Origin of the sequence: Rathayibacter sp. VKM Ac-2857, assembly GCF_013205025.1 — a bacterium.
Lineage (GTDB): Bacteria > Actinomycetota > Actinomycetes > Actinomycetales > Microbacteriaceae > Rathayibacter.
Map to the genome: position 1 here is coordinate 983,318 of NZ_JABMLE010000001.1, position 25,424 is coordinate 1,008,741.

Below are 25,424 nucleotides of genomic sequence, written 5' to 3' on the forward strand. Positions count from 1 at the left end.
GGAGCTTTCGCGACGGAGGACGGAGCCCTCCGGGTGCGGGAGCACTCGTGGGGCGGGGACGCCGTCGGCCCGGTGCGGGCTCTGGGCAGCCTTGAAGGCTATACCCGGTCGGGCGACGGCGTCCACCGCTCGGAGCTCGCGGTGGCGGATCGTCGGGATAGCCCTGTTCTCCGCGCGGACCCGTACGGGAAGTCTCCGGCGAGCGGCCCCCGCGCGGCTCAGCGCACCCGCACCGACAGGCAGGTGACGCAGCCCTCGAGCTTCTCGAACTCCGAGATGTCGACGGTGACGACGCGGTAGCCGAGGTCGCGGAGCAGGGCCGCACTCCGGGGCGCCGAGGCCGCCATCAGCAGCGTGTCCGGGGCGAGCACGACCACGTGCGCGCCGCCCTCCTCCGGCATCGGCAGGAAGGAGGGGAAGAGCCGCGGCTCGTCGACGACGCTCTCCCAGCCGATCACGGTGCCGTCGGGCAGGGCGGTGACGGCGCTCTTCAGGTGCAGCGCACGGGTGAGCGGGACCGCGACGACCGACAGGCCGAGCGGGCGGAGCAGGGCCCGCAGCTGCGCGACGCCCTCGGCGTTGGTGCGGCCGCCGCGGCCGACGTAGACCGTGGAGCCGACGCGGAGCACGTCGCCGCCCTCCAGGGTGCCGGGCGCCTCGATCCGGTGCACGACCAGGTCGAGGGCGCGGGCCGCCTCCTCCGCCCCGTCGACCTCGCCGCGGCGCGACTCGGCGCCCGGGCGGGTGAGGACGGCGTGCCCGTCGACGACGAGCAGCGCGTCCTCGAGGAAGACCGAGTCGGGCAGCTCGGGCGCCGTCGCGACCTGGACGGTCTCCCAGCCGGCCTCCTCGAGTGCGTCGACGTACTCCTCCCACTGCTGCAGCGCCTTCACCCGGTCGACGGGGACGCGCTCGAGGTGGGTGAGCTCGCCGGCGTCGAGGTCGTCCGCGGGCTGCCGGATGAGGGCGATGCGGCGCTCCGGGCGGGCGGTGGCGGCTGTCGTGGCGCGGGCGGCCGCCGAGGCGATGGCGATGCGGTGGCCGAGGGTCGCGGCGGCGGTCACGAAGGCGAGCAGGAAGACGAGGTTCAGCCCGCCGAAGGTCTGCACGATGGAGAACCAGACCGCGCCGGTGATCGGGTCGCCCGTCGCGCTGGCCTGCACGAGGGTGCCGAAGACGGCGCCGACGAGTCCTGCGACGAGTCCGGCGATCGCGGCCGTCCACGCGCGGGCGAGCAGCCCGGCCGCGGCGAGCACGAGCACCACCACGAAGGCGAGCACGCTCGAGAGCAGGAAGTAGGCGTTGACCTGCGGGATCGACGTCGGCGCCAACTGGTTGCCGATGAAGAAGGCGAGGAGGTTGGCGAGGTGGGCCGCGATCGCCGTGGCCGCCGCGGCGGCGAGCGCCGTCAGCAGGCGCCGCCCCACGGTCGGGGCGTTCGCGGTGGTCGGGGCGGTGGGCGCGCGGAGCGTCGAGTCGGAGGGCACGCGCAGACCTTACGCGCCCGCACCCCTGCCGCCCCTGGCCGGACCCTCGCAGCCGTCTGAGAGCCGGGCCCCCGGCCGCGCCGCGCCCGCTCCCCCGCCACTCCCCCCGCCACTCCCCCACCACCGCCCGCCACTCCTCAAAAGTTGCGGTACTCGCGCGCCACTACCGCAACTTCCCGCGAGTGGAGCACCCGGCCCGCGCTCGCCGCCCGCCGACTCCGCACAAGTTGCGGTACTCGCGCCCCACTACCGCAACTTCTGAAGAATGGCGGCGCGGCGCCGGGCTCGCTCCACGAGTACGCAGAAGTCGAGAGCGGAGCGGGCCCACCACACCCGGAGCCCACCGACTCCGCAAATGTTGCGGTAGTCGCGCGCCACTACCGCAACTTTTGGAGAGCGAAGCGGGCCCACCGCACCCGGAGCCCACCGACTCCTCAGATGTTGCGGTAGTCGCGTGCCACTACCGCAACTTTTGAAGCGTGGCGGCGCGCCGCCGGGCTCGCTCCACGAGTACGCAGAAGTCGAGAGCGGAGCGGGCCCACCACACCCGGAGCCCACCGACTCCGCAAATGTTGCGGTAGTCGCGCGCCACTACCGCAACTCTTGGAGAGCGAAGCGGGCCCACCGCACCCGGAGCCCACCGACTCCGCGAATGTTGCGGTAGTCGCGTGCCACTACCGCAACTTCTGAGGAGTGGAGTGAGCAGACCCCGACTCCCGAAAGGGAGAGGCCGCGTGCGGGGATCGCGTGCCAAGCGATTCCCGCGGCGGCCGACGCGACCCGCTCTGCGGAACGCACCACCCCAGGAGGCCGACCGCGCCACGCCGCGCGAGGAGCGGCGTGGAAGACAGCGCCGGGAGAGGCCGCGTGCGGGGATCGCGTGCCAAGCGATTCCCGCGGCGGCCGACGCGACCCGCCCTGCGGAACGCACCACCCCGAGAAGCCGACCGCGCCACGCCGCGCAGGGAGCGGCGTGGAAAAGAGCGCCCACTGAGCGCCTGCGGCGCTCAGTGGAAGAAGTGCCGCTCCCCCGTCGTGTACATGGTGACGCCGGCGCGCTTCGCGGCCTCGATGACCTCGGGGTCGCGGACCGAGCCGCCGGGCTGGACGACGGCCTTCACGCCGGCGGTGAGGAGCACCTCCAGGCCGTCGGCGAAGGGGAAGAACGCGTCGGAGGCGGCGACGGAGCCGGGGGCGCGGTCGCCGGCGCGGGAGACGGCGAGGTGGCAGGAGTCGACGCGGTTGACCTGGCCCATGCCGACGCCGACGGAGGCGCCACCCTTGGCGAGCAGGATCGCGTTCGACTTGACGGCGCGGCAGGCCTTCCAGGCGAACTCGAGGTCGAGCAGGGTGTCGGCGTCGGCGGGCTCGCCGGCGACCAGCTCCCAGCCGGAGCTGACCTCGCCGGGGCCGCCGATGAAGCGGTCGGGCTGCTGCAGGAGGATGCCGCCGGAGATCTGCTTGAACTCGGTCTCGACGGGGGCGTAGAAGTCGGGCAGCTGCAGCAGGCGCAGGTTCTTCTTGGTCTTCAGCACCTCGAGCGCCTCCGGCTCGAAGCCGGGGGCGACGAGGACCTCGGTGAAGATCTCCTTCACCGTCTCGGCCATCGCGAGGGTGACGGTCCGGTTCGCCGCGATGACGCCGCCGAAGGCCGACACCGGGTCGCACTCGTGGGCGCGGCGGTGCGCGGACGCGATCGGGTCGATCGCCTTCGCGCCGGCGATGGCGATGCCGCACGGGTTGGCGTGCTTGATGATCGCGACGGCCGGGAGGACGAAGTCGTACGCCGCGCGGACGGCCGCGTCGGCGTCGACGAAGTTGTTGTACGACATCTCCTTGCCGTGCAGCTGGCGCGCCTGGGCGATGCCGGTGCCGTCGGGCGAGACGTAGAGCGCGGCCTTCTGGTGCGAGTTCTCGCCGTAGCGGAGCACCTGCTGCCGGGTGCCGCGGATCTCGACCGAGCCGGGGAACTCGGACTCGCCGCCCGCCTCCTGCCCGGCGAACCAGGCGGCGACGGCGGAGTCGTACGAGGCGGTGTGCGCGAAGGCGCGCGCGGCGAGCGTGCGGCGGGCGGCGAGGGTCGTGCCGCCGGTGCCGAGCGCGGCGACGATGCCGGAGTAGTCGGCCGGGTCGACGACGATCGCCACGTTCGCGTGGTTCTTCGCCGAGGCGCGGACGAGGGCGGGACCGCCGATGTCGATGTTCTCGACCACGGTCGCCGCGTCGGCGCCGCCGGCGACGGTCTCGCGGAACGGGTAGAGGTTCACCACGACGAGCTCGAACGGCGCGATCTCGAGCTGCTCGAGCTGCTCGCGGTGCGAGGCGAGGCGGACGTCGGCGAGGATGCCCGCGTGCACGCCGGGGTGCAGGGTCTTCACCCGGCCGTCGAGCGACTCCGGAAAGCCGGTCACCGCCGAGACGTCGGTCACGGCGTGGCCCGCGTCGCGGATGGTCGCGGCGGTCGAGCCGGTGGAGACCAGCTCGACGCCGGCGCCGGCCAGCGCTGCGGCGAGCTCGAGCAGCCCGGTCTTGTCGCTGACCGAGATCAGCGCCCGGCGGACGGGGACGACGTCGCGGTCGTCGTAGCTGCTGGGGTCGTGTGCGGTGATGCTCATGCGCGGGCGAGCTCCTCGAGATCGACGGTTCCGTTTGCGATGTCGAGCACCGTCTGCACCAGCAGGCGACGCTCGATGGTCTTGATGCGCTCGTGCAGCGCGTGCTCGCTCTCGCCGGGGAGCACAGCGAGGCTCTCCTGGGCGATGACCGGGCCGGTGTCGACGCCGGTATCGATGACGTGCACCGTCACTCCCGTCTCGGTGGCGCCGGCGGCGAGGGCGTCGCGGACGGCGTGCGCGCCGGGGAAGAGCGGCAGCAGCGCGGGATGCGTGTTGATCATCCGCGGGCTGAGCGCGTCCACGACGACGGGCGGGAGGATCCGCATGAAGCCGGCGCAGACGACGAGGTCGGGCTGCCAGCCCTGGATCTGCTCGAGCAGCTCCGCGCCCCAGGCGTCGCGGGAGGCGAAGGCGCCCGGCGTGACGGTGAAGGAGGGGACGTCGTGCGCCTCGGCGTGCCGGAGGCCGTCGGCGTCGGTGTCGCTGCCGACCGCCACGACGCGGGCGGGGAAGCGGTCGTCGCGCGTCGCCTCGAGCAGCGCGCGGAGATTGGAGCCACCGCCGGAGATGAGGACGACCAACTTCAGCACTGCGCAAGTCTAGGGGGACGCCTCCGCGGCGACCACCGGCGATCGGGCCCGGCGCTCAGCCGCGGCGGATGCGGCCGGCCGCCAGCCCGAGCCCCGCGGCGAGCGCCAGCTCCAGCGCCGCGAACGCGCCGACGAGCAGCGGGTCCGGACCGACCTGCACGAGGCGACCCGGCCCGGCCGCCCCCGCCGAGAACCAGGCGAGCAGCCCGAGCAGCAGACCGCCGACCACGCCGATGCCGCCCGCCGCGGCCGCACCCCACCGCAACAGCGACCGGCCGTCGAGACCGTCGACCACCTCCGCGCGCAGCCGCCAGCCGGCGAGGAAGCCCGCCAGGAGCGGCACGAGCAGACCGAGGAAGGCGAAGGCGAGCTCGCCCTGCGGCAGCGCGGCGAGCACCGGGATCGAGGGGATCGGGCCGAGGAGGGTCCCGGCCGGTGCGACGGACGAGCCGGCGCCGAGGGCGAAGCCCGGCCCGATCAGCCAGCTCGCCGCCCAGATCACCAGGTTCGGGAGGATCGCCAGCTGCCCGAGCGTCAGGGCGAGGCCGCCGAGCGCCTCGCCGCCGAGTCCCTCGTAGAGCGCGACGACGGCGGCGTAGTCGGCGACCAGCAGCACCGCGACGAGCACGCCGGCGACGCCGATCACGCCGGCCGCCGCGAGGGTCCCGCCGCGCAGCGAAGCGAGGACGAGCGGCGCGGCCGGCTCGGGGAGGCGGTGCAGCGTCCGGTCGGCGAAGTCGCCGATCGGGTCGCGCTCCCCGCTCCTGGCCGAGTGGGTCGCCGCTCCGATCACCACGCCGAGCGCGAAGACGAGCGGCGGGAGCAGCGTGCCCTGCACGACGTCGATCCGTGCGACGTCGGTGGTCGCGCCGAGGGTCACCAGCAGCGCGACGAGGAGGTAGGTGGCGATCGCCGAGCCGATCCCGAGCAGCCGGTAGGGCGACTCCTGCGCGCGGCGGCCCGTGCGGGCGCCGAGCAGGATCGCGAGGAGCGCGAACGCGAGCGGGGCGAGGGTGATCGCGAACGGCTGCCCGCCGTCCGGCAGCCCGAGCGCCAGCGGGGAGTCCGGGGCGAAGGCGGCCTGCAGATCCGCGCCGTGTCCGAGCAGCCAGGCGTCGGCGGCGACGCGCCAGAAGACGCTCCAGTCGACCGCCGTGTCGTACTGGACGGCCCAGAGGATCGTCAGCGGCACGAGCGGGATCGCGAGGCCGATCAGCGCCGAGAGCGCGGCGTCGAAGGCGGCGAGGAGTGCGACGGTGATCCGGTTCATGAGCCTGTCGAGCCTATCGGCGGCCCGGCCCGCGACCACTCAGCGACGCCCCGGACGAGCGGCGCCCGACCCCGGTCGGAAGCACTGCGGATGACGTCGGGTCTCGATACGCCCCGTTGGGGCTACTCGACCAGCATGCACACCGCCGGACCATGCTGATCGGCGAGCACGAGGGGGCCGATCATGCTCATCGACCGACGCGAGGCGGCTCGGTCGAGCTGATCGATCAGCATGGGACGGGCCGATCATGCTGATCGAGTAGCCCGCGAGCGGGCGTATCGAGATCCACCAGCGTCAGACGAGAAGTCTGCAGACCCGCCGTGCCGAGGACGGCGGGTCTCGATACGCCCCTCCGGGGCTACTCGACCAGCATGGGAAGAGCCCCGTCGCGTAGATCGATCAGCACGGGCAGGGCCCGATCATGCCGAACGACCGGCATGCATGCACGCCGCCGGATCATGCTGATCGAGTAGCCCGCGCAGCGGGCGTATCGAGATCCACTGGCGTGACAAGCGGAGCCGTCCCCTAGGGTCGAGCCGTGACGACGACCGGCCCCCGCAGCGAGCGCGGACTCGACCGACTGGTGAACTTCACCGACGCGACGGTCGCCATCGCGATCACGTTCCTCGTGCTCCCCCTCGTCGACGTCGTCGAGGAGGGCGGCGCGACCGATCTCGGCGCGCTGCTCGCCGGCCACTACGGCACGCTGTCGGCGTTCTTCATCACCTTCGCCGTGATCGGGCGGCTGTGGCTGGTGCACCACGCGGTCTTCGAGGGCGTGGCCCGCAACTCCCCCGCCCTGGTCGCCGTGAACTTCGTCTGGCTCGCGGCGATCGTGCTGCTGCCGTTCGCGGCGAATCTGCTGTCCAACGTCTTCACCACCGACCCGACCGTGTTCGCGCTCTACATCGGCACCATGATCGTCGCGAGCACCACGACCCTGGCGATGCAGCTGATCCTGCGCCGCGACCCCACCCTCCTCGTACCCGGCACGGACCCGCTCCGCTCGCTCTCCCGCTCGCTGATCGTGATCGCCCTGCTGGCCGTCGCGCTCGTGCTCGCCGTCACCGTCCCGAGCGTCAACATGTTCGCGCTCCTGCTGCTGCTGCTCTCCGGCCCGATCGAGCGCCTGGCGCACCGCGGTCACCCGCCGGAGCGGCACCGCCCCACCCGCACGGAGCGGGGCCTCGACCGCCTGGTGAACTTCTCCGATGCGACCGTGGCCATCGCGATCACGATCCTGGTGCTGCCACTGGTCGAGCTCGCCCCCGAGATCGGTCGAGACGGCGGCGGCGTGGGCGAGGTCCTCGGCCGGCACCTCGACTCGGTGCTCGCCTTCGCGCTCTCCTTCACGCTGATCGCGGTGTTCTGGATGCCGCACCACCGGGTCTTCGAGCTGGCCGGCGACTACGACGCGGGGCTGGTCTGGCTCGATCTGCTCTGGCTGGTCGCGATCGCGTTCTTCCCGTTCTCGACGAGTGCCATCGCCCTGCTGCCCGACTCCCGCGCGACGATCGGCCTCTACATCGGCACCATGGTCGTGGTCAGCGGCGCGCTGCTGCTGATCGAGCTGCGGCTGCGGCGCCGGCCGCACCTGCTGAGAGAGGGCGCCGGGCCGGTGCGGCTGGCCCCCGCCGTCATCCCGTTCGCGCTGCTCGTCCTGGCCCTCGCGCTCGCGCTGCTCGTGCCCTCCGTCGGGCTCTGGTGGCTGCTGCTGCTGATCGCGCAGCGCCCGCTCTCGCTGCTCCTGCTCCGTCGGGCCTAGGCGGCGGGCGTCCAGCCCAGCCGCGGCGCGATCTCCGCGGCGACCGTCTGCAGGATCCGCCGGTGAGACGCGACCCCGCCGACCGCGGGCAGCGTGATCGTGAGCGAGTCCGCCTCCGCCAGCGCGGGATCGGCCGCGAGCGACGCGACGATCTCGTCGACCGTGCCGAGGTGCAGCGGGCTGAACCGCATGGGTGCCGCGATGATCGAGCGGTCGGCGGTGCGCGGCCGGCCGTCGTCGTCCATCCGCGCGAGGTAGCCCTCGACGAAGGGGCGGTGCGCCTCCTCGTCGGCGGGGCCGGTGAGCGGCACCACGATGCGCCCGGCCGTGACCCGCGAGGTGCGTCCGGGGTGGGCCGCGGCGAAGGCCTCGCGGTAGGCGCGGATCTGCGCGGCCTGCTGCTCGGCGAACGGCAGCCCGGTCTCCTCCGTGTTCAGCGTCGAGACCTGGAGGTGCATGCCCTGCTCGCCGGCGCGCACGGCGGAGGACGTCGTACCGGCGCCGTACCAGAGCCGGTCGGCGAGCCCGGGCGCGTGCGGCTGCTGCACGAGCGGATCGCCGACCGGCACCGACATCAGCGCGGACTCCGCGATGCCGAGCACCGAGCCCGAGAGCGCGTCGCGCAGGCGCTCGATCCGCTCCTGCGCCTCGGCGCGGAACTCGCGGTCGGCCTGGCCGAAGACGCCGTCGAAGACCGAGGCGAGGTGCGCGAAGCCGCTGCTCACGCCGAGGTCGAGCCGGCCGCCGGAGAGCAGGTCGACGGTCGCCGCGTCCTCCGCGAGCCGGACGGGCGACTCGTAGCGCGCGCCGATCACGGCGCTGCCCAGGCGCAGGCGCCGGGTGCGCTGCGAGGCGGCGGCGAAGAAGGTCATCGGCGAGGCGAGGAAGCGCTCGAAGTGCCGCACGCGTACCCAGCCGGTGTCGTAGCCGAGCTCCTCCGCGAGCTCGAACAGGGCGAGGCCGTCCTCGAGGCTGCGCGCCGCGTCGCCCGCCTGCTCGGGACCCTCCGGGTACGGCACGAAGGTGAGGAAGTCGAGTCCGAGGCGGCGGGTCACGGCACGACGCTACCGCGCCGGAGACGGCGGAACGGACGGGGCCGACCGCGCGAGGCGGCCGATCCCGTCCGTCCAGGACGTGCGGTGCGCTACAGCGCCGCGTAGACCTCGCGGAGCAGGTCGGCCGTCTCGGAGGGCGTCTTGCCCACGCGGACACCGGCGGCCTCGAGTGCCTCCTTCTTCGCCTGCGCGGTGCCCGCGGAGCCGGAGACGATGGCGCCGGCGTGGCCCATGGTCTTGCCCTCGGGAGCCGTGAAGCCCGCGACGTAGCCGACGACCGGCTTCGTGACGTTCGCCTTGATGAAGTCGGCCGCGCGCTCCTCGGCGTCGCCGCCGATCTCGCCGATCATCACGATCGCCTTGGTCTCGGGGTCGGCCTCGAACGCCGCGAGGGCGTCGATGTGCGTGGTGCCGATGATCGGGTCGCCGCCGATGCCGATGGCGGTCGAGAAGCCCAGATCGCGCAGCTCGTACATCATCTGGTAGGTCAGCGTGCCCGACTTCGAGACGAGGCCGATCGGGCCCTTGCCGGTGATCGTCGCGGGGGTGATGCCCACGAGCGACTCGCCCGGCGTGATGATGCCGGGGCAGTTCGGTCCGATGATCCGGGTCTTGTTGCCCTTCTCCTGCGCGTAGGCCCAGAACTCGGCCGAGTCCTGCACCGGGATGCCCTCGGTGATGACGACGAGGAGGCCGATCTCGGCGTCGATCGCCTCGATGACGGCGTCCTTCGAGAAGGCGGGCGGGACGAACGCGATCGAGACGTCGGCGCCGGTGGCCTCGATGGCCTCCTTGACGGTGCCGAAGACGGGCAGCTCGACGTCGCCGTGGGTGACGGTCGTGCCGGCCTTGCGGGCGTTGACACCGCCGACGACGTTCGTGCCGGCCTTGAGCATCAGCGCGGTGTGCTTGGTGCCCTCGCCGCCGGTGATGCCCTGGACGATGACCTTGGAGTCCTTGTTGAGGAAGATCGACATGCTTGTTCTCTGATTCCTTGAGTCGAGGGGGTCGTTACGCGGCGGCGAGTGCGGCGGCCTTGTCGGCGCCCTCGTCCATCGTCGCGGCCAGGGTGATGAGCGGGTTGGCGGCGGCCTCGAGGATCGCGCGGCCCTCCTCCACCTTGTTGCCGTCGAGGCGCACGACGAGCGGCTTGGTCGCCGAGTCGCCGAGGATCTCGAGGGCCTGCAGGATGCCGTTCGCGACCGCGTCGCAGGCGGTGATGCCGCCGAAGACGTTGACGAAGACGCTCTTGACCTGCTCGTCGCCGAGGATCACGTCGAGGCCGTTCGCCATCACCTGGGCGGAGGCTCCGCCGCCGATGTCGAGGAAGTTGGCCGGCTTCACGCCGTTGTGCTTCTCGCCGGCGTAGGCGACGACGTCGAGCGTGGACATGACCAGCCCCGCGCCGTTGCCGATGATGCCGACCTCGCCGTCGAGCTTCACGTAGTTGAGGTCGTTCTCCTTGGCCTTGGCCTCGAGCGGGTCGGCCGCGTCCTTGTCCTCGAGCGCGGCGTGCTCGGGGTGGCGGAAGCCGGCGTTCTCGTCGAGCGAGACCTTGCCGTCGAGCGCGACGATGTCGCCCTCCTCGGTGAGCACGAGCGGGTTGACCTCGACGAGCGTCGCGTCCTCGCCGGTGTAGACGTCGTAGAGCTTCACGAGCACGGGGGCGACCTTGGCGATCAGCTCCTCCGGGAACTTCGCCGCGCGGGCGATCTCCTCGGCCTTGGCCCGGTCGATGCCCTGGCCGGGGACGACCTCGACGCGCGCGAGCGCCTCGGGGCGCTCGACGGCGAGCTGCTCGATCTCCATGCCGCCCTCGTAGGAGGTGAGCGAGAGGTAGGAGCGGTTGGCCCGGTCGAGCAGCACCGAGAAGTAGAACTCGCGGTCGATGCGGGCACCGCCGGCGACCATGACGCGCTTGACGACGTGGCCCTTGATGTCCAGGCCGAGGATCGACTTCGCCGCCTCGAACGCGTCGTCCGCGGTCTTCGCGACCTTCACGCCGCCCGCCTTGCCGCGGCCGCCGATCTTGACCTGCGCCTTAACGACGGTGACGCCGCCCAGCTTCTCCGCCGCGGCGCGCACCTCCTCCGGCGTGTCGGCGACGATGCCGGGGAGCACGGGCACGCCGTACTTCTCGAACAGATCACGGGCCTGGTATTCGAAGAGATCCACGCTGCATTCCCATTCCGCGCCGAGCGCGCTTGCGTTCCGAGTCCGAGGTCGGCCCACGGCGCCGTCGCGATCCGTGCTGTCCGGATCCGCGCTGCTCGTCCGCTGCGCGCTGTCCGGAGTCTCGGCACGGTTCTGTGTCGGCACTCTTCCTGGGCCGCGCCAACTCTACTCCGGACCCCGCGAGGCGTTCCTGTGCCGCCGGGCGCGCAGCGGCGGAGTGTGGAGAGCCGCCCGGATCGCGGAGTGTGGAGGAACGCCCGCGCCGCGTACCGTGGAGGGATGCCCCTGCGCGCGCCCGTCCACCGCGACGTCTTCCGCGAGGGCGTCTTCCTCGTCGCGGGAGCGAGGGCCATCCTCCTGCAGATCGCGCACCCCGCGGTCGGCGCCGGCGTCGCCGAGCACTCCGATTTCGTGCACCGCGCCCTCGGCCGGCTCTTCGGCACCCTCTCCTACCTCTACGCGCTGCAGTTCGGCTCCGAGGACGACGTCCGCACCGTCCAGCGCCGGGTCAATCGCGCGCACGCTCCGGTCCGCGGTCCCGGCTACACCGCGTTCGATCCGGAGCTGCAGCGCTGGGTCGCCGCCACCATCACCCAGTCGATGCTGCAGCTCCACGAGGGCGCCTGGGGCCCGCTCGGCCGCGCGGAGGCGGACGAGATCGTGCACCGCTCCCGTGTGGTCGGCACCGCGCTGCAGATGCCCGAGGAGCTCTGGCCCGACTCCCGCGCGGCGTTCGACGCCTACTGGGAGCGGGAGCTCGCGCGGCTCGAGGTCACGCCCGCCGCGCGCCGGGTCGCCCACGACCTGCTCGACGGCGGCATCGCGGCCTGGTGGCTGCGCCCGGTCGGCCCCTACCTCCGGCTGATGACGGCGGGACTGCTGCCGCCGGAGCTCCGCGCGCCGTTCGGCTTCCGCTGGAGCGCCCGGCAGCAGAGGCGGTTCGACCGGGCGCTCGCCTGCACCTTCGCCGTCTACCGCGTCCTGCCGACCGCGGTGCGCACGGCGCCGAGCCGGTTCTTCCTGGCCCGGGTGCGCGCGGAGTCCGACCGGCGGCTCAGAAGCCGGGCGTGATCGTCCAGCCGGCGTAGGCGGCCAGCTCGAGACCGAGCGCCTGCGCCGCGGCGCGCGCCTCGTCCTGCCCGCGCTCGTCGCGGACGTCGACGCTGATCGGCACGCTGTCGCCGAAGCCCGCGACCGAGACCCGCGCGCTGGTCGGCCCGCTGTAGAGCGGGACGTGCGCGTCCGCCGTGCGCGCGCCGACCACCCGCGAGCCGGTCGCCTCGGCGATGACCGCCAGCGCGAACGGCGCCGTCGCGATCGTCTCGGTGTAGAGCGTCGCCTCGCCGCGCATGAGCGCCTCCTCCGTCGTCGCCTCGACTGTACGGGCGGCCGTTCCGCACCGCAGGCCCTTGCCCCCCGCCGCCGTCCGCCCCCGGCCGCACGCTGAGCATCCGGTGCGCAGTGCTTGAACGGCGCCTCCGCCGGATCTACCGTGAAGCACCCGGCGAACGCGCCGTGGCGGTCAACGACGACTGGAGCCCCGATGAGCATCACCGAACCGCGCACGACCGAGGCACCCGCCGCACCCCCGCCCCCGGCCGGGTTCGGCAGCGTCTCGGTCGCGGCGATCCTGGCGGAGGCGGCCCGCCGCACGCCGACGACGATCGCGGTCCGGGTCGGCCCGCAGGCGATCGACTACGGCACCCTCTGGGAGCAGACCCGGGCCTACGCCGGCGCTCTCCGCGCGCAGGGGATCGGGCCCGGCGACCGGGTCGCGCTGCTGATCCCGAACGTCCCCGACTTCCCGCGCGGCTACTTCGCCGTCCTCGCCCTCGGGGCCGTCGTGGTGCCGGTCCACGCGCTGCTCAAGCACGACGAGATCGCCTACGTGCTGCGCGACTCCGGAGCGACCGCGCTGATCTGCGCCGCCCCGCTGCTGGCCGAGGGCGCGGCAGGAGCCGCCCTGGCCGACGTCCCCGTGCTGAGCGTGCTGGTGCCCGACGGCACCGAGAGCCCCTTCCCCCGCCTCGAGGACCTGGCCGCCGAGGCGATCCCGATCGACACCTACGTGCCGCGCTCGCCGTTCGACACCGCGACGATCCTCTACACCAGCGGCACCACCGGCCGGCCCAAGGGCGCCGAGGGCACGCACTTCGCGATCGTCTCGCAGTCCGACGTGCTGCTGATGAACACCTTCGACCTGCACCAGGGCGACGTCGTGCTCGGCGCGCTGCCGCTCTTCCACACCTTCGGCCAGGTCTGCGCGATGAACACGGCGTTCCGCACCGCGGCGACCGTGGTGCTCGTGCCGAAGTTCGACGGCGACGCGGCGCTCGAGGCGATGATCGCGCACGAGTGCACCGTGTTCGAGGGCGTCCCGACGATGTACGTCGCGCTGCTCGACGCCGCCACCCGCCGCGAGGACCGCCCGCCGCTGCGCTACGCCGTCTCCGGCGGAGCGGCCCTGCCCGTCGCCGTGATCGAGCGCTTCCGCGAGGTGTTCGGCGTCGAGATCTACGAGGGCTACGGCCTGACCGAGACCTCGCCCGTCGCCACCTTCAACCACGTCGGCGTCCCGCCGCGGGCCGGCACCGTCGGCACGCCGATCTGGGGCGTGGACGTCGAGGTCGCCCGCGCCGAGGTCGTCGACCGGATCGAGCTGCTCCCCCGGGGCGAGCTGGGCGAGATCGTGGTCCGCGGCCACAACCTGATGAAGGGCTACCTCGGCAACCCCGAGGCCTCCGCCGCGGCGGTCGTCGACGGCTGGTTCCGCACCGGCGACCTCGGCACGAAGGACGACGAGGACTACATCCGCATCCTCGACCGCACCAAGGACATGATCATCCGCAACGGCTACAACGTGTACCCGCGCGAGGTCGAGGAGGTCCTGATCGGGCACTCCGCCGTGGCCAACGCCGCCGTCTTCGGTGTCCCCGACGAGAAGCACGGCCAGGAGATCATGGCCGCCGTCGTGCTGCTGCCCTCGGCGACCGCGACCGCGGAGGAGCTGATCGCCTACGCGAACGAGCACCTCGCCGCCTTCAAGTTCCCCCGCCGCATCGAGCTCGTCGACGCTCTCCCCCTCGGCCCGAGCGGCAAGATCCTGAAGCGCGAGCTCGTCGCCCAGTACTCCTGACCCCTGCCCGAGTCCCACCTCTCTCCGCGAGATGCCACTTGTGCACGCCTTTCACGGCGTGTCGCGTACACAAGTGGCATCTCGCGGGGGCGGGCATCCTTCGGATGCCGCCTTATTCGGGGGACACGGAGGAAGGGTCACGTGGGGCATGCTGAGGCGTCCCGCCGCGCCACCAGGAAGAACCGCCATGAGCCCCCGCCACCCGCACCTCCCGCCCGACCTGCCGGGTCGCGCCCGCCGCAACGCCCTGTCCGCCGATCGGCGGTCCCCCGTCCGCCGGCGGACGGCCGCTCTGCCCGCCCTCCTCCGGTCCGCGGGTCGCCCGCAGGACAGCGTTCCCGCCGGCCCCGTCTCCGCGGACCACAGCGCCTCCGGGCGCCGCCCGTTGCGGGCGGGATCGCTGCGGCTCACCCGCCTCCGCCTCACGCCACTGCAGTGGGTGGTCGGTGGCATCACCGCCTTCCTCGCCCTCGTCGCCTGGCTGACGGGCGGGCCCTGGTCGGCGCTGATCATGGTCGCTCTCGTCGTGCTGATCACGGCCGCCTACGGCGTGCTCCTACGCAGGCCGACCTGGCTCGGACTGGCGCGCCGCCGCCGCGCCTCGGCGATGACGGGGGCCGCCGCGATGCTCGTGCTCGTTCTGAGCACGTCGGCGTTCGGAGCCACGTCCGCGCCGGCACCGGCCGACGAGCAGGCCGTCGCGTCCGGAACCGGGAGCCCGGCGTCCTTCGCCGCCGCTCCGACCCGCCCCGCCGCCCCGACTCCCACTCGGACGGCGACCCCGACTCCCACCCCGACCCCGACCCCGACCGTCGTGACCACGACCGAGACGATCACCGAGACGGTCCCGATCGCCCGCTCCTCGCGCACCGAGGACGACCCGAGCGCCGCCCAGGGCACGAGCACCGTCGTCGCCGGCGTCGACGGCGTGCTCACCCGCACCTTCGAGATCGTGAAGCACGACGGCGCCGAGGTCTCCCGCGCACAGCTGTCCGAGGCGGTCACCACGCCCGCCGTCGACGACGTGACCCGCGTCGGCACGCTGGTCCCGGCTCCGGCCCCCGCTCCCGAGCCGGCCGACGCCGGCTGCCACCCCAGCTACGCCGGCGAGTGCGTCCCCATCGCCTCCGACGGCGACTGCGCCGCGGGCTCCGGCAACGGCCCGGTCTACATCCAGGGCCCGGTCACGGTCGTCGGCCCCGACGAGTACGACCTCGACCGCGACGGCGACGGCATCGCCTGCGACGCGTAACCCCCTCCCCCGCCGCGAGATGCCACTTGTGCACGCGACACGCCGTGAAAGGCGTGCACAAGTGGGATCTCGCGGCAGGGGTCAGCTCAGGAGGGTCCAGACGAGCGAGGCGAGCACGGCGCCGACCCCGGCGCCCGCGATCACCTGGGCCGGAGTGTGCGCGCCGAGGCGCACGCGCGACCAGCCGGTCCAGAGCGCGATCGGCACGGTGACGAGCAGCGACCACGGGCCGTAGGCGATCAGCACCACCACCGCACAGGTCGCGACGACCGCGGCGTGCCCCGACAGCTTCCAGCCGAGGTTGACGATCCCGATCACTGCGAGCACCGCCACCGTGACGACGCCGAAGGTCGTCACCGCGGCGGGCGCGCCGAGCGCCGCCAGCAGCACGAGCCCGATCACGATCGAGACCAGCGCGAGCCCGATCGGCAGGGCCCGCTCGCGGCGGTCCGGCACGTGGTGATCCCCGCGGATCCGCCCCGCGCGCATCAGCAGCCGCACGACGAGGTACGGCAGCACGCCCACGAACAGCGCGGCGAGCGCTCCCCACGCCACCCCGAGCAGCGGCGGATCCGCCACCCGCGCGCCCACGATCAGCGGCACGACCATCGCGAGCACCGGCGGCGCGAACGCCTCCGTCGCCACCCGCGCCGCGAGCGGCCCGCGCCCGTTCACGGCGCCGGCCGCCGCGCTCCTCAACAGCTCAGATCTTCTCGATCGGCGCGACCTTGATCAGCAGCTTCTTGGCGCCGACCTGGTCGAAGAGCACGTGCGCGACCCGCTTGCTGCCCTCGCCGGTGACCGCGTTCACGCGGCCCTCGCCGAAGTCGGTGTGCCGGATGCGGTCGCCCGCGATCAGCTCGAGGTCGCCGTTGTCGCGCACCATCCCGGTGATCCGGTTGGGGAACTCGCCCTTCGCCTTCGGCGCTGCGGCGAGCGCCTGGCGGAACTCGGTGTTCGACTTCGAGCGGCCGAACCCGGGCCGCTGCGCGTTGAGCGCCCGCGGCTGGGTGCCGCCTCGGGAGGTCGCCGCCCCCGGCGACTGGCGCCACTCGATCAGCTCGGCCGGGATCTCCTGGAGGAACCTGCTGGGCATCGCGACCGAGGTCTCGCCGTACTGCGCGCGGGTCATCGCCAGCGAGAGGTAGAGCCGCTTCCGCGCGCGGGTGATGCCCACGTAGAACAGGCGCCGCTCCTCCGCCGGGCCGCCCGGCTCGTTCGCCGAGATGCGGTGCGGGAGCAGGTCCTCCTCGATCCCGGTGAGGAACACCGCGTCGTACTCGAGCCCCTTCGCGGTGTGCAGGGTCATCAGCGACACGGTCCCGGAGTCGTCGTCCAGATCGTCGGCCGCGGCGACCAGCGACACCTCGGTGAGGAAGTCGACCAGACCGCCGTCGGGGTTGTTGCGGGCGAACTCCTTCGTCACGGCGATCAGCTCGTCGACGTTCTCGGCGCGCGCCTCGTCCTGCGGGTCGCGGCTGGCGCGGAGCATGTCGATGTACCCGCTGCGGGAGAGCAGCGCCGACAGCACCTCGTGCACCTTCGCCTCGCCCTCGGGCCGCGCCGGGTCGAGCATCAGGGCGCACTCGTCGAGCAGCGTCGCGAGATCGACGATCGCCTTCGTCACCTTCGGGCCCATGCCGAGCGACCCGGCGTTCCGCATCGCCTCGCGCAGCGTCACCGCGTTGGTGTCCGCGAAGGACTGCAGCTGCGCCTCGGTCGCCGGGCCGATGCCGCGCTTGGGCGTGTTCATGATCCGGCGCAGCGCCAGCACGTCCGCCGGGTTCGCGACCGTGATCAGGTAGGCGAGCGCGTCCTTGATCTCGGCGCGCTCGTAGAACTTGGTGCCGCCGAGGATCCGGTAGGGCAGCGCCGAGCGGATGAAGATCTCCTCCAGCGCGCGGGTCTGCGCGTTGGTCCGGTAGAACACGGCGATCTCGTCGTAGCCGGTTCCCGCCGCGTGGATCCGGGCGATCTCGTCGACGACGAACTGCGCCTCGTCGTGGCCGGAGTACCCGGTGTAGCCGATGATCTTCTCGCCCTCGCCGCTGGCCGACCAGAGGTTCTTCGCGCGGCGGTCGAAGTTGTTCGAGATCACCGCGTTCGCGGCCGAGAGGATGTTCTGGGTCGAGCGGTAGTTCTGCTCGAGCAGGATCACCCGGCAGCCGGGGAAGTCGCGCTCGAACTCGACGATGTTGCGGATGTCCGCCCCGCGGAACGCGTAGATCGACTGGTCGGAGTCGCCCACGACGGTGAGCGAGGCGCCGGGGATCGAGCCGTCGGCCGTCACCGGGCCGCGGTAGGGGCGGTCGAAGGCGGCCGCCGCGATCGTCGCGGGCGGCACGGCCCGGGTCAGCTCGTGGATCAGCGAGTACTGCGCGTGGTTCGTGTCCTGGTATTCGTCGACCATCACGTGCCGGAAGCGGCGCTGGTACTTCGCCGCGACATGCGGGAACGCGCGGAAGAGGTAGACCGTCTGCGCGATCAGGTCGTCGAAGTCGAAGGCGTTCGCGCTCTCGAGCGCGCGCGAGTAGGCGCGGAAGACCTGGAGGAACATCTCCTCGTTCGGATCGCTCATGTTCGCGGTCCGCGCGTAGGAGTCGACGTCGGCGAGCTCGTTCTTGAGCTTCGAGATCTTCGCCGAGGCGCTCGCGACCGTGATGCCGAGCGAGTCGGCCTCGAGGTCCTTCACGATCCGCTTGAGCAGCGCGCGCTGGTCGCCCGAGTCGTAGATGGTGAACGACGAGGTCATCCCGAAGTTCTCGGCCTCGCGGCGCAGGATCCGCACGCAGGCGGAGTGGAACGTCGAGATCCACATCCCCTCGGCGGCCTGGCCGACGATCTTCTCGACGCGCTCGCGCATCTCGGCGGCGGCCTTGTTGGTGAAGGTGATCGCGAGGATCTGGCTGGGCCAGGCCTCCCCGCTGCCGAGCAGGCTCGCGATGCGCCGCGTCAGCACGCTGGTCTTGCCCGAGCCGGCACCCGCGACGATGAGCAGCGCGTCGCCGCGGTACTCGACCGCCTCGCGCTGCTGCGGGTTGAGTCCCGCCACGAGGCGCTCGTGCTCGGGGTCGGTGCGCGCGGAGTCGCCGGAGGGCCCGCCGGGCGCGCCGACGATGACCGGGGTGGCGCGGGAATCGCTCGGATCGAAGAGGAGGCTCATGTCCCTCCGAGTGTAGATCGCGCCTCCGACACCCGCCGCGGGACGCCGCGCGGTCGGGTCCCGATCAGGCCGCGCGCTGACGCCGCACGGGCGCGGTGAGCGGCCCGCCGATGTCCAGCCCGCGCCACGCCAGCGCGAAGCCGACCACCGCGACCGTGGAGGTCGCCACCGCGAGCACCTGCAGCAGCGCGAACGCGGTGAGGTCCTTCGTGTCGTCCGGGTAGTACTGGATGCCCTGCACGGCGAGCGCCCCGAGCGTCAGCACGAGCACGACCGAGCAGACCAGCAGCACCCGCAGCACCGCCCGGCGCGGCGGCTTCCGCGGCGCCCGGCCCACCTGCGCGCGCGTCGACAGCCAGGCGCAGGCGAGAGACGCGGAGGCGAGCCCGACCAGATCGGCGCCCAGCACGTCGCTCGCGCGGTGCCAGGAGGCGGCCATCGTCAGATTCCCGACCAGCACCACCACGGCGCCGCCGACCACGAGCACGACCGTGCGCCCGCGCCTCGGGACGACCATCGCCAGCGCGAAGACCACCGACACCGCCGCCGCCGTGTGGCCGCTCGGGAAGCTGCCGCCGGTGTACCAGGAGTCGGTCTCGACGAGCAGCGGCCGCTCCAGCACGACGTTCTTCAGCAGCTGCGTCAGCCCCGCCGTGACCACGATCGAGCCGACGGAGGCGAGCGCCAGCGCCGGGCGCCGGCGGATCAGCGCGATCGCCGCGACCAGCAGCGCGCCGCCGATCATCGACACCGGGGTGACGTCGGCGAGCGCTCCTGCCGCCGTGCCGGTGGCGCGGCCGAAGACGAGGTCGGCGCCGCGCAGCCCGGAGTTCTCGGCCGCCTGGCCCTGCGGAGTCAGCACGGCCAGCCCGTAGACGACGGCGACGCCGAGAGCGGCGAGCACGGCGAACACGATCCACCGGCGGGTGATGCGGGCGCGGGTCTTCACGGTCGGGCTCCTCTCGGCGCAGGCGGGGTCGGGAACGGGCGGACGGCGGTGCCGGGAGTCGGGCACGTGGGCCCGATGATGCCAGCGGAGGCTCCCCGTTCCCTCCGCACGCGCCGGAGCACGCGCCGGGCACGCGCCGGAGTGCCCGCCGGCGGGTCAGCCGGCGCGGCCCCTCGCCTCGTCCTCGGCGGCGCGCGCCTCGATCGCCAGGTCCGGCTGGTCCGCGAAGACCCCGTCGATCCCGGTGCGCAGGATCGCGCGGAACTCGTCCTGCCAGGCGCCGTACGCCTCCGGCTCCTTGCCGATCCGGTGCACCTTCTCGAGGAAGCGGTTCTCGGCGCGCAGCGTCCAGGTGTACACCTGCAGGCCGACGGCGTGCGCCTCGGCCACCAGAGCGTTCGTCCCGGTGGCGCGCCCCGCGCCGTCCCGCGAGAACAGCATGCTCTTGTCGACGCTGATGCCGTCGACCGTCCCCGCGAGCCCGCGCAGGCCCGCAGGAGTGACGAAGTCGGCGTAGGGAGTGGCCCGCGAGCCGTGCGCGGCGACGAGATCCGGCGGAGTCCCGCGCGACTCGATCAGATAGATCCGCTTCGCCCCCACCCCGCGGACCGCGAGGCGCTCCAGGACGGTCTTCTCGAAGCTCTCGATCGTCAGCCTCGGATCGGTCCGCGCCCAGCCCGCCGCGGCCAGCTCCTGCTCGAGCAGCACGTCCAGCGGCAGGCCGAGGGCGTCGAAAGACGTCGCGTGCTTGATCTCGGCCACGAGCCCCGGCGGTGCTTGCGGCGCGTCCTCCGCCGCCCGGTCGAGCAGCGCGAGCAGCTCGCTGAAACGGAGGATCGGGAACTGGCCGTCGAAGGTGGCACTGGAGGCGCGGACGGCCGGCAGCCGCTCCCGCGCCCGCAGGGTCGACAGCTCGGCCCAGGTGAAGTCCTCGATGAACCAGCCGGTGATGTCCTTGCCGTCGACGCGCTTCGTCGTGCGACGCTGCGCGAACTCGGGGCGACGTTCCACGTCAGTGGTGCCGGAAATCTCGTTCTCGTGCCGGAGCACGAGCACGCCGTCGCGCGAGGCGACGAGATCCGGCTCGACGGCGTCGGCGCCGAGTGCGATCGCCAGCTCGTAGGCTGATCTGGTGTGCTCCGGGCGGTAGCCGCTGGCCCCGCGGTGACCGATGACGAGCGGGACGGGGCGGGTCGGCATGCGGCGATCCTACGGGCGACGGCAGGCGACTCCGGGCGGAACCGGGGCTCCCGCGAAGGGAATAGCCAGACTCTGAGAGATGTTCTCAGATACTGTGGGCGTACCGCTGGTGGTCCCGAGAGGGCAGCCGGTGGATCCCGCATTCACAGCGACTCAGCTCCGCGAGTCCCGACGGGCCTTTCCGTCACCGTCGAGCGCACCTGAGAGAAGAGGAACCATGGCAAGCAACAACCCGGCGTTCGGTCGTCCGGAGTTCAGCAACCGGGGCTACGCCGGCCGCGTGCAGGACGTCCCGGACGTGTCGCCCGGCACGCTCGACCAGATGTACAACCGTCCGGCCGCGGGCTCGGCCGACACCAACCGGATGACCGTCGAGGACACCCTCGCGAAGACGGCTCTCGCCTTCGTCGTGCTCCTCGCGGGTGCCGCGGTGGGCTGGTTCGTCCCCGGCCTGATGCTGCCGGCCGTGCTCGTCGCACTGGTCCTCGGCATCGTCAACGCCTTCAAGAAGGTGCCGTCGCCCGGCCTCATCCTCGGCTACGCCGCCTTCCAGGGCATCGCGGTCGGCGGGATCTCCAAGTTCTTCGAGAGCGCCTACGAGGGCGCGGTCGTCCAGGCCCTGCTCGCGACCGTCGTCGTGATCGGCGTCACCCTGGCGCTGTTCATGAACGGCAAGATCCGCACCTCGCCGAAGCTGAACAAGATCTTCTTCATCGGCATGATCAGCTACGCGGTCTTCTCGCTCGTCAACCTCGGCCTCGGCTTGTTCGGCGTCGGCGGCGGCTTCGGTCTCCGCACCGGCTTCATCGGCATCGTGATCGGCCTCATCGCCATCGCGCTCGCCACCTACTCCCTCGTGATGGACTTCGAGTTCATCCAGCAGGGCGTCCGCAACGGCGCCCCGCGCATCTACGGCTGGACGGGCGCCTACGGCATCCTCGTCACCGTCGTCTGGATGTACCTCGAGCTGCTGCGACTGATCTCGATCTTCCGCCAGTAGTCCTCTCCACCCCGCTCCGGAGCGATCCGGAGCGGCCCGACGGGCGCTCGACCACTCCGGTCGGGCGCCCGTCGTCGTTCCGCGGCTGAGCCGACGCCCCTGCTCGCCCGCTCCTGACACGATGGAGGAATGATGGCCGCCCCTTCGTCCCGCATCGTCGGACTCGACGTCGCCCGCGGTCTCGCCGTGCTCGGGATGTTCGCCGCGCACCTCGCCCCCGTCGAGCGCGAGGCGGCCTGGGACGGCCGCAGCGCCGTCCTCTTCGCGGTGCTCGCCGGCGTCTCGATCGGCCTGATGTCCGGCGGCGCCCGGCGCTCGACCCGCCCGTTCCTCGACACCGCGTCGATCCTCCTGCGCGGCCTCTACCTCCTGGTGATCGGGGTGGGACTCAACCTGCTCGGCACCCCGATCGCGGTGATCCTGCCGCACTACGGCCTGATGTTCGTCGTCGCGGCCCTGCTGATGTTCCTGCCGCGAGCGGTGCTCGCCGTCCTCGCCGCCGTCTTCGCCGTCGGCGGCCCCCTGCTCGTCGACCGGATCGTCACCGCCGGGAACGACTGGATCGCGACGCTCTCCCCCGAGGACGCCCTGCTCGCGCGCATGCCGCTGACCTGGCTGACGCAGTACTACCCCGTGCCCTCCTGGCTCGCCTACGTGATGCTGGGCCTGCTGATCGCCCGCTGCGACATCCGCTCGGCCACGACGCAGCGCTGGCTCGTGATCGGCGGCGCGGTCGCCGCGGTGCTCGGCTACGGCCTCGGCCTCGCCCTCGGCGGGCCGGAGAGCGTCGAGGCGCACTCGAGCACGACCGCGGAGATCCTCGGCGCCGGCGGCATCGCGGCCGTCGCGATCGGGTCGCTCACCGCGCTCGCCGCGCGCCTCGCCGTCGTCCGCGCGGTCACCGCGCCGCTCGCCGCGGTGGGGGCGATGCCGCTGACGGTCTACTCCGTGCAGCTCGTCGCGCTGGCGGTCTACCTGATCCCCTACGAGCCCTTCGACTTCGCCGCGTGGCAGAGCTGGACGCTGCTCGCGTCCTTCACCGTCGTCGCGGTGTTCGGCGCCCTGCTCTGGCGCCGCTTCGTCGGCCAAGGGCCGCTGGAGTGGCTGGTCGCGCGGGCCTCGCTCCGGCCGCGCACCCGGGCCGCCCGGCCGGTGCTCGGCTAGGGTGATCCGATGATCACGCGACGCGAAGCCGCTCAGCGCCTCGACATCTCCGTCGAGATGGCGACGCGGCACGGGCTGCCCACCCGCCTCTCCGAGGAGGAGCTCGTCGCCCTGGAGCAGGATCCGCCGGCCTGGCTCGCCCAGTCGCGCGAGAACCGCACGGGCAAGCGCCCGGTCTGGGTGACCCTGGACTGCGCGATCTGCGGCCGCTCCGAGTCGGCCCGCCCGAAGAAGTGGTGGCCCGAGTTCAGCTTCCTCGTCTGCGAGGACCACTCCCCCGACGAGTGGCCGCACCACCCCGAGGGCCACCGCCGCGACGAGTACGACGGCATCGGCACCCGCTTCGTCGGCGTCCTCGACACCCCCGTCTGACCCGCCCCGGAAACGCGGAACGGGCCCCCCGGAGGAGGCCCGTTCACCTGAACGACGCGGGTGTCCGCGCGGTCAGCTGCAAGGCGGAGAAGGAAGCGATACCAGCGGTATCGCGCCCGACGACAACGCCGCAGATGGCCGTGCGGACGCCCGCGTCACTCCCATTCGATAGTGCCCGGCGGCTTCGAGGTCACGTCGAGCACCACGCGGTTCACGCCGCTCACCTCGTTGGTGATGCGGTTGGAGATGCGGGCGAGAAGGTCGTACGGAAGCCGCGTCCAGTCGGCCGTCATCGCGTCCTCGGAGGAGACGGGGCGCAGCACGATCGGGTGGCCGTAGGTGCGGCCGTCACCCTGCACGCCGACCGAGCGGACGTCGGCGAGCAACACGACCGGGCACTGCCAGATCTCGCTGTCGAGGCCCGCCGCGGTGAGCTCGGCTCGGACGATGGCGTCCGCCTCCTGGAGCAGGTCGAGCCGCTCCTGGGTGACCTCGCCGACAATGCGGATGCCGAGGCCGGGGCCGGGGAACGGCTGACGGCCGACGATGACCTCGGGCAGCCCGAGCTCGCGGCCGATCGCGCGGACCTCGTCCTTGAAGAGGGTGCGCAGCGGCTCGACGAGCGCGAACTGCAGGTCCTCGGGGAGGCCGCCGACGTTGTGGTGCGACTTGATGTTCGCGGTGCCGGTGCCGCCGCCCGACTCGACGACGTCGGGGTAGAGCGTGCCCTGCACGAGGAAGTCGATCGACGTGCCCTCGCCCTGCGCCTCGAGCACGAGCGCCTCGGCGGCGCCCTCGAAGGTGCGGATGAACTCGCGGCCGATGATCTTGCGCTTCTGCTCGGGGTCGCTGACGCCGGCGAGCGCGTCGAGGAACTGCTCGCGCGCGTCGACCGTCACCAGGCGCACACCCGTGGCGGCGACGTAGTCCTCCTCGACCTGGCGGCGCTCGTCCTTGCGCAGCAGGCCGTGGTCGACGAAGACGCAGACCAGCTGGTCGCCGACGGCGCGGTGCACGATCGCCGCGGCGACGGCGGAGTCGACGCCGCCGGACAGGCCGCAGATGACGCGACCGGTGCCGACCTGCTCGCGGATCAGCGCGACCTGGTCGTCGATGACGTTGGAGGAGTTCCAGTCGGCGGGGATGCCGGCGGCGCGGTGCAGGAAGTTCTCGATGACGGCCTGGCCGTGCGCGGAGTGCTTGACCTCGGGGTGCCACTGCACGCCGTAGAGGCGGCGCGCGTCGCTGCCGAACGCGGCGACGGCGGTCGAGCCGGTCGAGGCGAGGACGTCGAAGCCCTCGGGAGCCTTCGAGACCTGGTCGCCGTGGCTCATCCAGACCGTCTGGTCGACGGGCTGGTCGCCGAGGAGCACGCCGCCCTCGGCGGAGACGGACGCGTCGGTCGCGCCGTACTCGCGCAGGCCCGTGTTCGCGACCTCGCCGCCGAGCGTCTTCGCCATCACCTGGAAGCCGTAGCAGATGCCCAGCACGGGGATGCCGAGATCGAAGATGGCGGGGTCGAGCTGCGGCGCCCCCTCCTCGTAGACGCTGGAGGGACCACCGGAGAGGATGATGCCGACGGGCGACTTGGCGGCGATCTCGGCGGCCGTCGTGTTCGACGGGACGATCTCGGAGTACACGTTCGCCTCGCGGACGCGCCGCGCGATCAGCTGGGCGTACTGGGCGCCGAAGTCGACGACGAGCACGGGCTGGGCGGCGAGGTGCGGCTGCGTGCCGGACTGCTCACTGATGGGGGGCCTCCACGGAGTCGGACGGGGTCTTCGGATCGAGACCGGCGGTGCGCCGCTCGAGGTACTGCTCGACCTCACGGGCGATGCGGGTCTCGACGAAGAAGGACAGGGTGGGCACGACTCCGCCGAGCGCGATGAGGATGAACCGCGAGAACGGCCAGCGCATCAGGCTCCACAGGCGGAAGTCGGCGAAGAGGTAGACGACGTAGAACCAGCCGTGCGCGATCAGGATGCCGGTCGACAGGTTCGCGCCCGTCCCGCTCGACTTCCACTCACCGCCCGGCACCTCGTACATCGGGGCGAAGTGCGCGATCCCCTGCTGCCCGAAGACGAACAGCTCGAGGTGGAACACGTACTTCAGCAGCATCTCGGCGCAGAGCAGCAGGAGCATCACACCGGTGATGATCGAGGTCACCCGGTAGAAGCGCAGCGCGCTCCGGATCGCAGGGAACTGCGCGGGCTTGGGCTCGAGGGGCATGG

At 72.6% G+C, this 25,424-nt stretch carries 21 protein-coding genes; 7 read left to right on the forward strand and 14 right to left on the reverse strand.

From position 1 onward, the window contains the following. Positions 1-218: 218 nt before the first annotated feature. The 4 genes from ddaH to HQQ86_RS04520 all read right to left on the reverse strand — a co-directional run bounded on the left by ddaH (position 219) and on the right by HQQ86_RS04520 (position 5,962). Complete coding sequence (gene ddaH / locus HQQ86_RS21655; protein ID WP_367948546.1) at positions 219-1,487, reverse strand: dimethylargininase; 1,269 nt, start codon at positions 1,485-1,487, stop codon at positions 219-221. A gap of 1,007 nt (positions 1,488-2,494) precedes the next feature. Continuing rightward, positions 2,495-4,102, reverse strand: a complete 1,608-nt coding sequence (gene purH / locus HQQ86_RS04510) for a bifunctional phosphoribosylaminoimidazolecarboxamide formyltransferase/IMP cyclohydrolase (RefSeq protein WP_173286805.1) — start codon at positions 4,100-4,102, stop codon at positions 2,495-2,497. After that, positions 4,099-4,692 (reverse strand): phosphoribosylglycinamide formyltransferase, encoded by a 594-nt coding sequence (purN, locus tag HQQ86_RS04515; RefSeq protein WP_173286807.1) that lies wholly within the window; start codon positions 4,690-4,692, stop codon positions 4,099-4,101. The genes purH and purN overlap by 4 nt, the downstream gene beginning before the upstream one ends. Positions 4,693-4,747: 55 nt before the next feature. Further along, positions 4,748-5,962: a DUF6350 family protein gene (locus tag HQQ86_RS04520; RefSeq protein WP_173286809.1), complete on the reverse strand. Its 1,215-nt coding sequence runs from the start codon at positions 5,960-5,962 to the stop codon at positions 4,748-4,750. Positions 5,963-6,500: 538 nt separating this feature from the next. On the opposite strand from HQQ86_RS04520, the gene HQQ86_RS04525 reads away from it, so the two are divergent. Next, positions 6,501-7,727 carry a TMEM175 family protein gene (locus HQQ86_RS04525; protein ID WP_173286811.1) on the forward strand — a complete coding sequence of 409 codons (1,227 nt, stop codon included), beginning with the start codon at positions 6,501-6,503 and terminating at the stop codon, positions 7,725-7,727. Here the strand turns inward: HQQ86_RS04525 and HQQ86_RS04530 are convergent. The 3 genes from HQQ86_RS04530 to sucC all read right to left on the reverse strand — a co-directional run bounded on the left by HQQ86_RS04530 (position 7,724) and on the right by sucC (position 10,957). Then, complete coding sequence (locus tag HQQ86_RS04530; protein WP_173286813.1) at positions 7,724-8,782, reverse strand: LLM class flavin-dependent oxidoreductase; 1,059 nt, start codon at positions 8,780-8,782, stop codon at positions 7,724-7,726. The two genes, HQQ86_RS04525 and HQQ86_RS04530, sit on opposite strands and share 4 nt — an antisense overlap. A gap of 89 nt (positions 8,783-8,871) precedes the next feature. Beyond that, entirely contained in the window at positions 8,872-9,759 is an 888-nt protein-coding gene (gene sucD, locus HQQ86_RS04535; protein WP_123445113.1) for a succinate--CoA ligase subunit alpha, read from the reverse strand. A gap of 34 nt (positions 9,760-9,793) precedes the next feature. Continuing rightward, complete coding sequence (gene sucC / locus HQQ86_RS04540) at positions 9,794-10,957, reverse strand: ADP-forming succinate--CoA ligase subunit beta (protein ID WP_173286815.1); 1,164 nt, start codon at positions 10,955-10,957, stop codon at positions 9,794-9,796. Between the two features lie 279 nt (positions 10,958-11,236). On the opposite strand from sucC, the gene HQQ86_RS04545 reads away from it, so the two are divergent. Next, positions 11,237-12,028, forward strand: a complete 792-nt coding sequence (locus HQQ86_RS04545; protein ID WP_173286817.1) for an oxygenase MpaB family protein — start codon at positions 11,237-11,239, stop codon at positions 12,026-12,028. Here the strand turns inward: HQQ86_RS04545 and HQQ86_RS04550 are convergent. Then, entirely contained in the window at positions 12,012-12,308 is a 297-nt protein-coding gene (locus HQQ86_RS04550) for a hypothetical protein (protein WP_173286819.1), read from the reverse strand. The two genes, HQQ86_RS04545 and HQQ86_RS04550, sit on opposite strands and share 17 nt — an antisense overlap. 192 nt (positions 12,309-12,500) lie before the next feature. Here HQQ86_RS04550 and HQQ86_RS04555 point away from each other — a divergent pair, with 192 nt between their 5' ends. Further along, on the forward strand, positions 12,501-14,093 hold the full coding sequence (locus HQQ86_RS04555) for a long-chain fatty acid--CoA ligase (RefSeq protein WP_173286821.1): 1,593 nt from the start codon (positions 12,501-12,503) through the stop codon (positions 14,091-14,093). Positions 14,094-14,280: 187 nt separating this feature from the next. Beyond that, on the forward strand, positions 14,281-15,345 hold the full coding sequence (locus HQQ86_RS21145; protein ID WP_254071781.1) for a G5 domain-containing protein: 1,065 nt from the start codon (positions 14,281-14,283) through the stop codon (positions 15,343-15,345). Between the two features lie 81 nt (positions 15,346-15,426). Here the strand turns inward: HQQ86_RS21145 and HQQ86_RS04565 are convergent, their stop codons facing one another. From HQQ86_RS04565 to HQQ86_RS04580, 4 genes are all read right to left on the reverse strand, one after another. Then, positions 15,427-16,044, reverse strand: coding sequence for a phosphatase PAP2 family protein (locus HQQ86_RS04565; protein WP_173286824.1), 618 nt, complete (start codon positions 16,042-16,044; stop codon positions 15,427-15,429). Positions 16,045-16,048: 4 nt separating this feature from the next. Next, complete coding sequence (locus tag HQQ86_RS04570; RefSeq protein ID WP_173286826.1) at positions 16,049-18,508, reverse strand: ATP-dependent helicase; 2,460 nt, start codon at positions 18,506-18,508, stop codon at positions 16,049-16,051. Between the two features lie 64 nt (positions 18,509-18,572). Beyond that, a complete protein-coding gene (locus tag HQQ86_RS04575) occupies positions 18,573-19,457 on the reverse strand; it encodes a phosphatase PAP2 family protein (RefSeq protein WP_173286828.1) in 885 nt (294 codons plus the stop codon). A 156-nt stretch (positions 19,458-19,613) separates the two neighbouring features. Beyond that, entirely contained in the window at positions 19,614-20,657 is a 1,044-nt protein-coding gene (locus tag HQQ86_RS04580; protein WP_173286830.1) for a glycerophosphodiester phosphodiesterase family protein, read from the reverse strand. 217 nt (positions 20,658-20,874) lie between these two features. Here HQQ86_RS04580 and HQQ86_RS04585 point away from each other — a divergent pair, with 217 nt between their 5' ends. The 3 genes from HQQ86_RS04585 to HQQ86_RS04595 all read left to right on the forward strand — a co-directional run bounded on the left by HQQ86_RS04585 (position 20,875) and on the right by HQQ86_RS04595 (position 23,193). Beyond that, complete coding sequence (locus HQQ86_RS04585) at positions 20,875-21,657, forward strand: Bax inhibitor-1/YccA family protein (protein ID WP_173286832.1); 783 nt, start codon at positions 20,875-20,877, stop codon at positions 21,655-21,657. 132 nt (positions 21,658-21,789) lie between these two features. After that, the gene (locus HQQ86_RS04590) at positions 21,790-22,821 is read left to right on the forward strand and encodes a DUF418 domain-containing protein (protein WP_173286834.1); all 1,032 of its coding nucleotides are present in this window, start codon (positions 21,790-21,792) and stop codon (positions 22,819-22,821) included. A gap of 9 nt (positions 22,822-22,830) precedes the next feature. Further along, positions 22,831-23,193, forward strand: a complete 363-nt coding sequence (locus HQQ86_RS04595) for a DUF5997 family protein (protein ID WP_173286836.1) — start codon at positions 22,831-22,833, stop codon at positions 23,191-23,193. A gap of 155 nt (positions 23,194-23,348) precedes the next feature. Here the strand turns inward: HQQ86_RS04595 and guaA are convergent, their stop codons facing one another. Next, entirely contained in the window at positions 23,349-24,944 is a 1,596-nt protein-coding gene (gene guaA / locus HQQ86_RS04600; RefSeq protein ID WP_173287514.1) for a glutamine-hydrolyzing GMP synthase, read from the reverse strand. After that, positions 24,937-25,422 (reverse strand): DUF3817 domain-containing protein, encoded by a 486-nt coding sequence (locus tag HQQ86_RS04605; protein WP_159985765.1) that lies wholly within the window; start codon positions 25,420-25,422, stop codon positions 24,937-24,939. The genes guaA and HQQ86_RS04605 overlap by 8 nt, the downstream gene beginning before the upstream one ends. Between the last annotated feature and the right edge of the window lie 2 nt (positions 25,423-25,424).

Excerpts from the sequence above, each read along its gene's own strand:
- purH (WP_173286805.1), bottom strand. The coding sequence starts at position 4,102 with ATGAGCATCACCGCACACGACCCCAGCAGCTACGACGACCGCGACGTC.
- HQQ86_RS04520 (WP_173286809.1), bottom strand. The coding sequence starts at position 5,962 with ATGAACCGGATCACCGTCGCACTCCTCGCCGCCTTCGACGCCGCGCTC.
- sucD (WP_123445113.1), bottom strand. The coding sequence starts at position 9,759 with ATGTCGATCTTCCTCAACAAGGACTCCAAGGTCATCGTCCAGGGCATC.
- HQQ86_RS04545 (WP_173286817.1), top strand. The coding sequence starts at position 11,237 with ATGCCCCTGCGCGCGCCCGTCCACCGCGACGTCTTCCGCGAGGGCGTC.
- HQQ86_RS04550 (WP_173286819.1), bottom strand. The coding sequence starts at position 12,308 with ATGCGCGGCGAGGCGACGCTCTACACCGAGACGATCGCGACGGCGCCG.
- HQQ86_RS04555 (WP_173286821.1), top strand. The coding sequence starts at position 12,501 with ATGAGCATCACCGAACCGCGCACGACCGAGGCACCCGCCGCACCCCCG.
- HQQ86_RS21145 (WP_254071781.1), top strand. The coding sequence starts at position 14,281 with ATGAGCCCCCGCCACCCGCACCTCCCGCCCGACCTGCCGGGTCGCGCC.
- HQQ86_RS04570 (WP_173286826.1), bottom strand. The coding sequence starts at position 18,508 with ATGAGCCTCCTCTTCGATCCGAGCGATTCCCGCGCCACCCCGGTCATC.
- HQQ86_RS04580 (WP_173286830.1), bottom strand. The coding sequence starts at position 20,657 with ATGCCGACCCGCCCCGTCCCGCTCGTCATCGGTCACCGCGGGGCCAGC.
- HQQ86_RS04585 (WP_173286832.1), top strand. The coding sequence starts at position 20,875 with ATGGCAAGCAACAACCCGGCGTTCGGTCGTCCGGAGTTCAGCAACCGG.
- HQQ86_RS04590 (WP_173286834.1), top strand. The coding sequence starts at position 21,790 with ATGGCCGCCCCTTCGTCCCGCATCGTCGGACTCGACGTCGCCCGCGGT.
- HQQ86_RS04595 (WP_173286836.1), top strand. The coding sequence starts at position 22,831 with ATGATCACGCGACGCGAAGCCGCTCAGCGCCTCGACATCTCCGTCGAG.
- HQQ86_RS04605 (WP_159985765.1), bottom strand. The coding sequence starts at position 25,422 with ATGCCCCTCGAGCCCAAGCCCGCGCAGTTCCCTGCGATCCGGAGCGCG.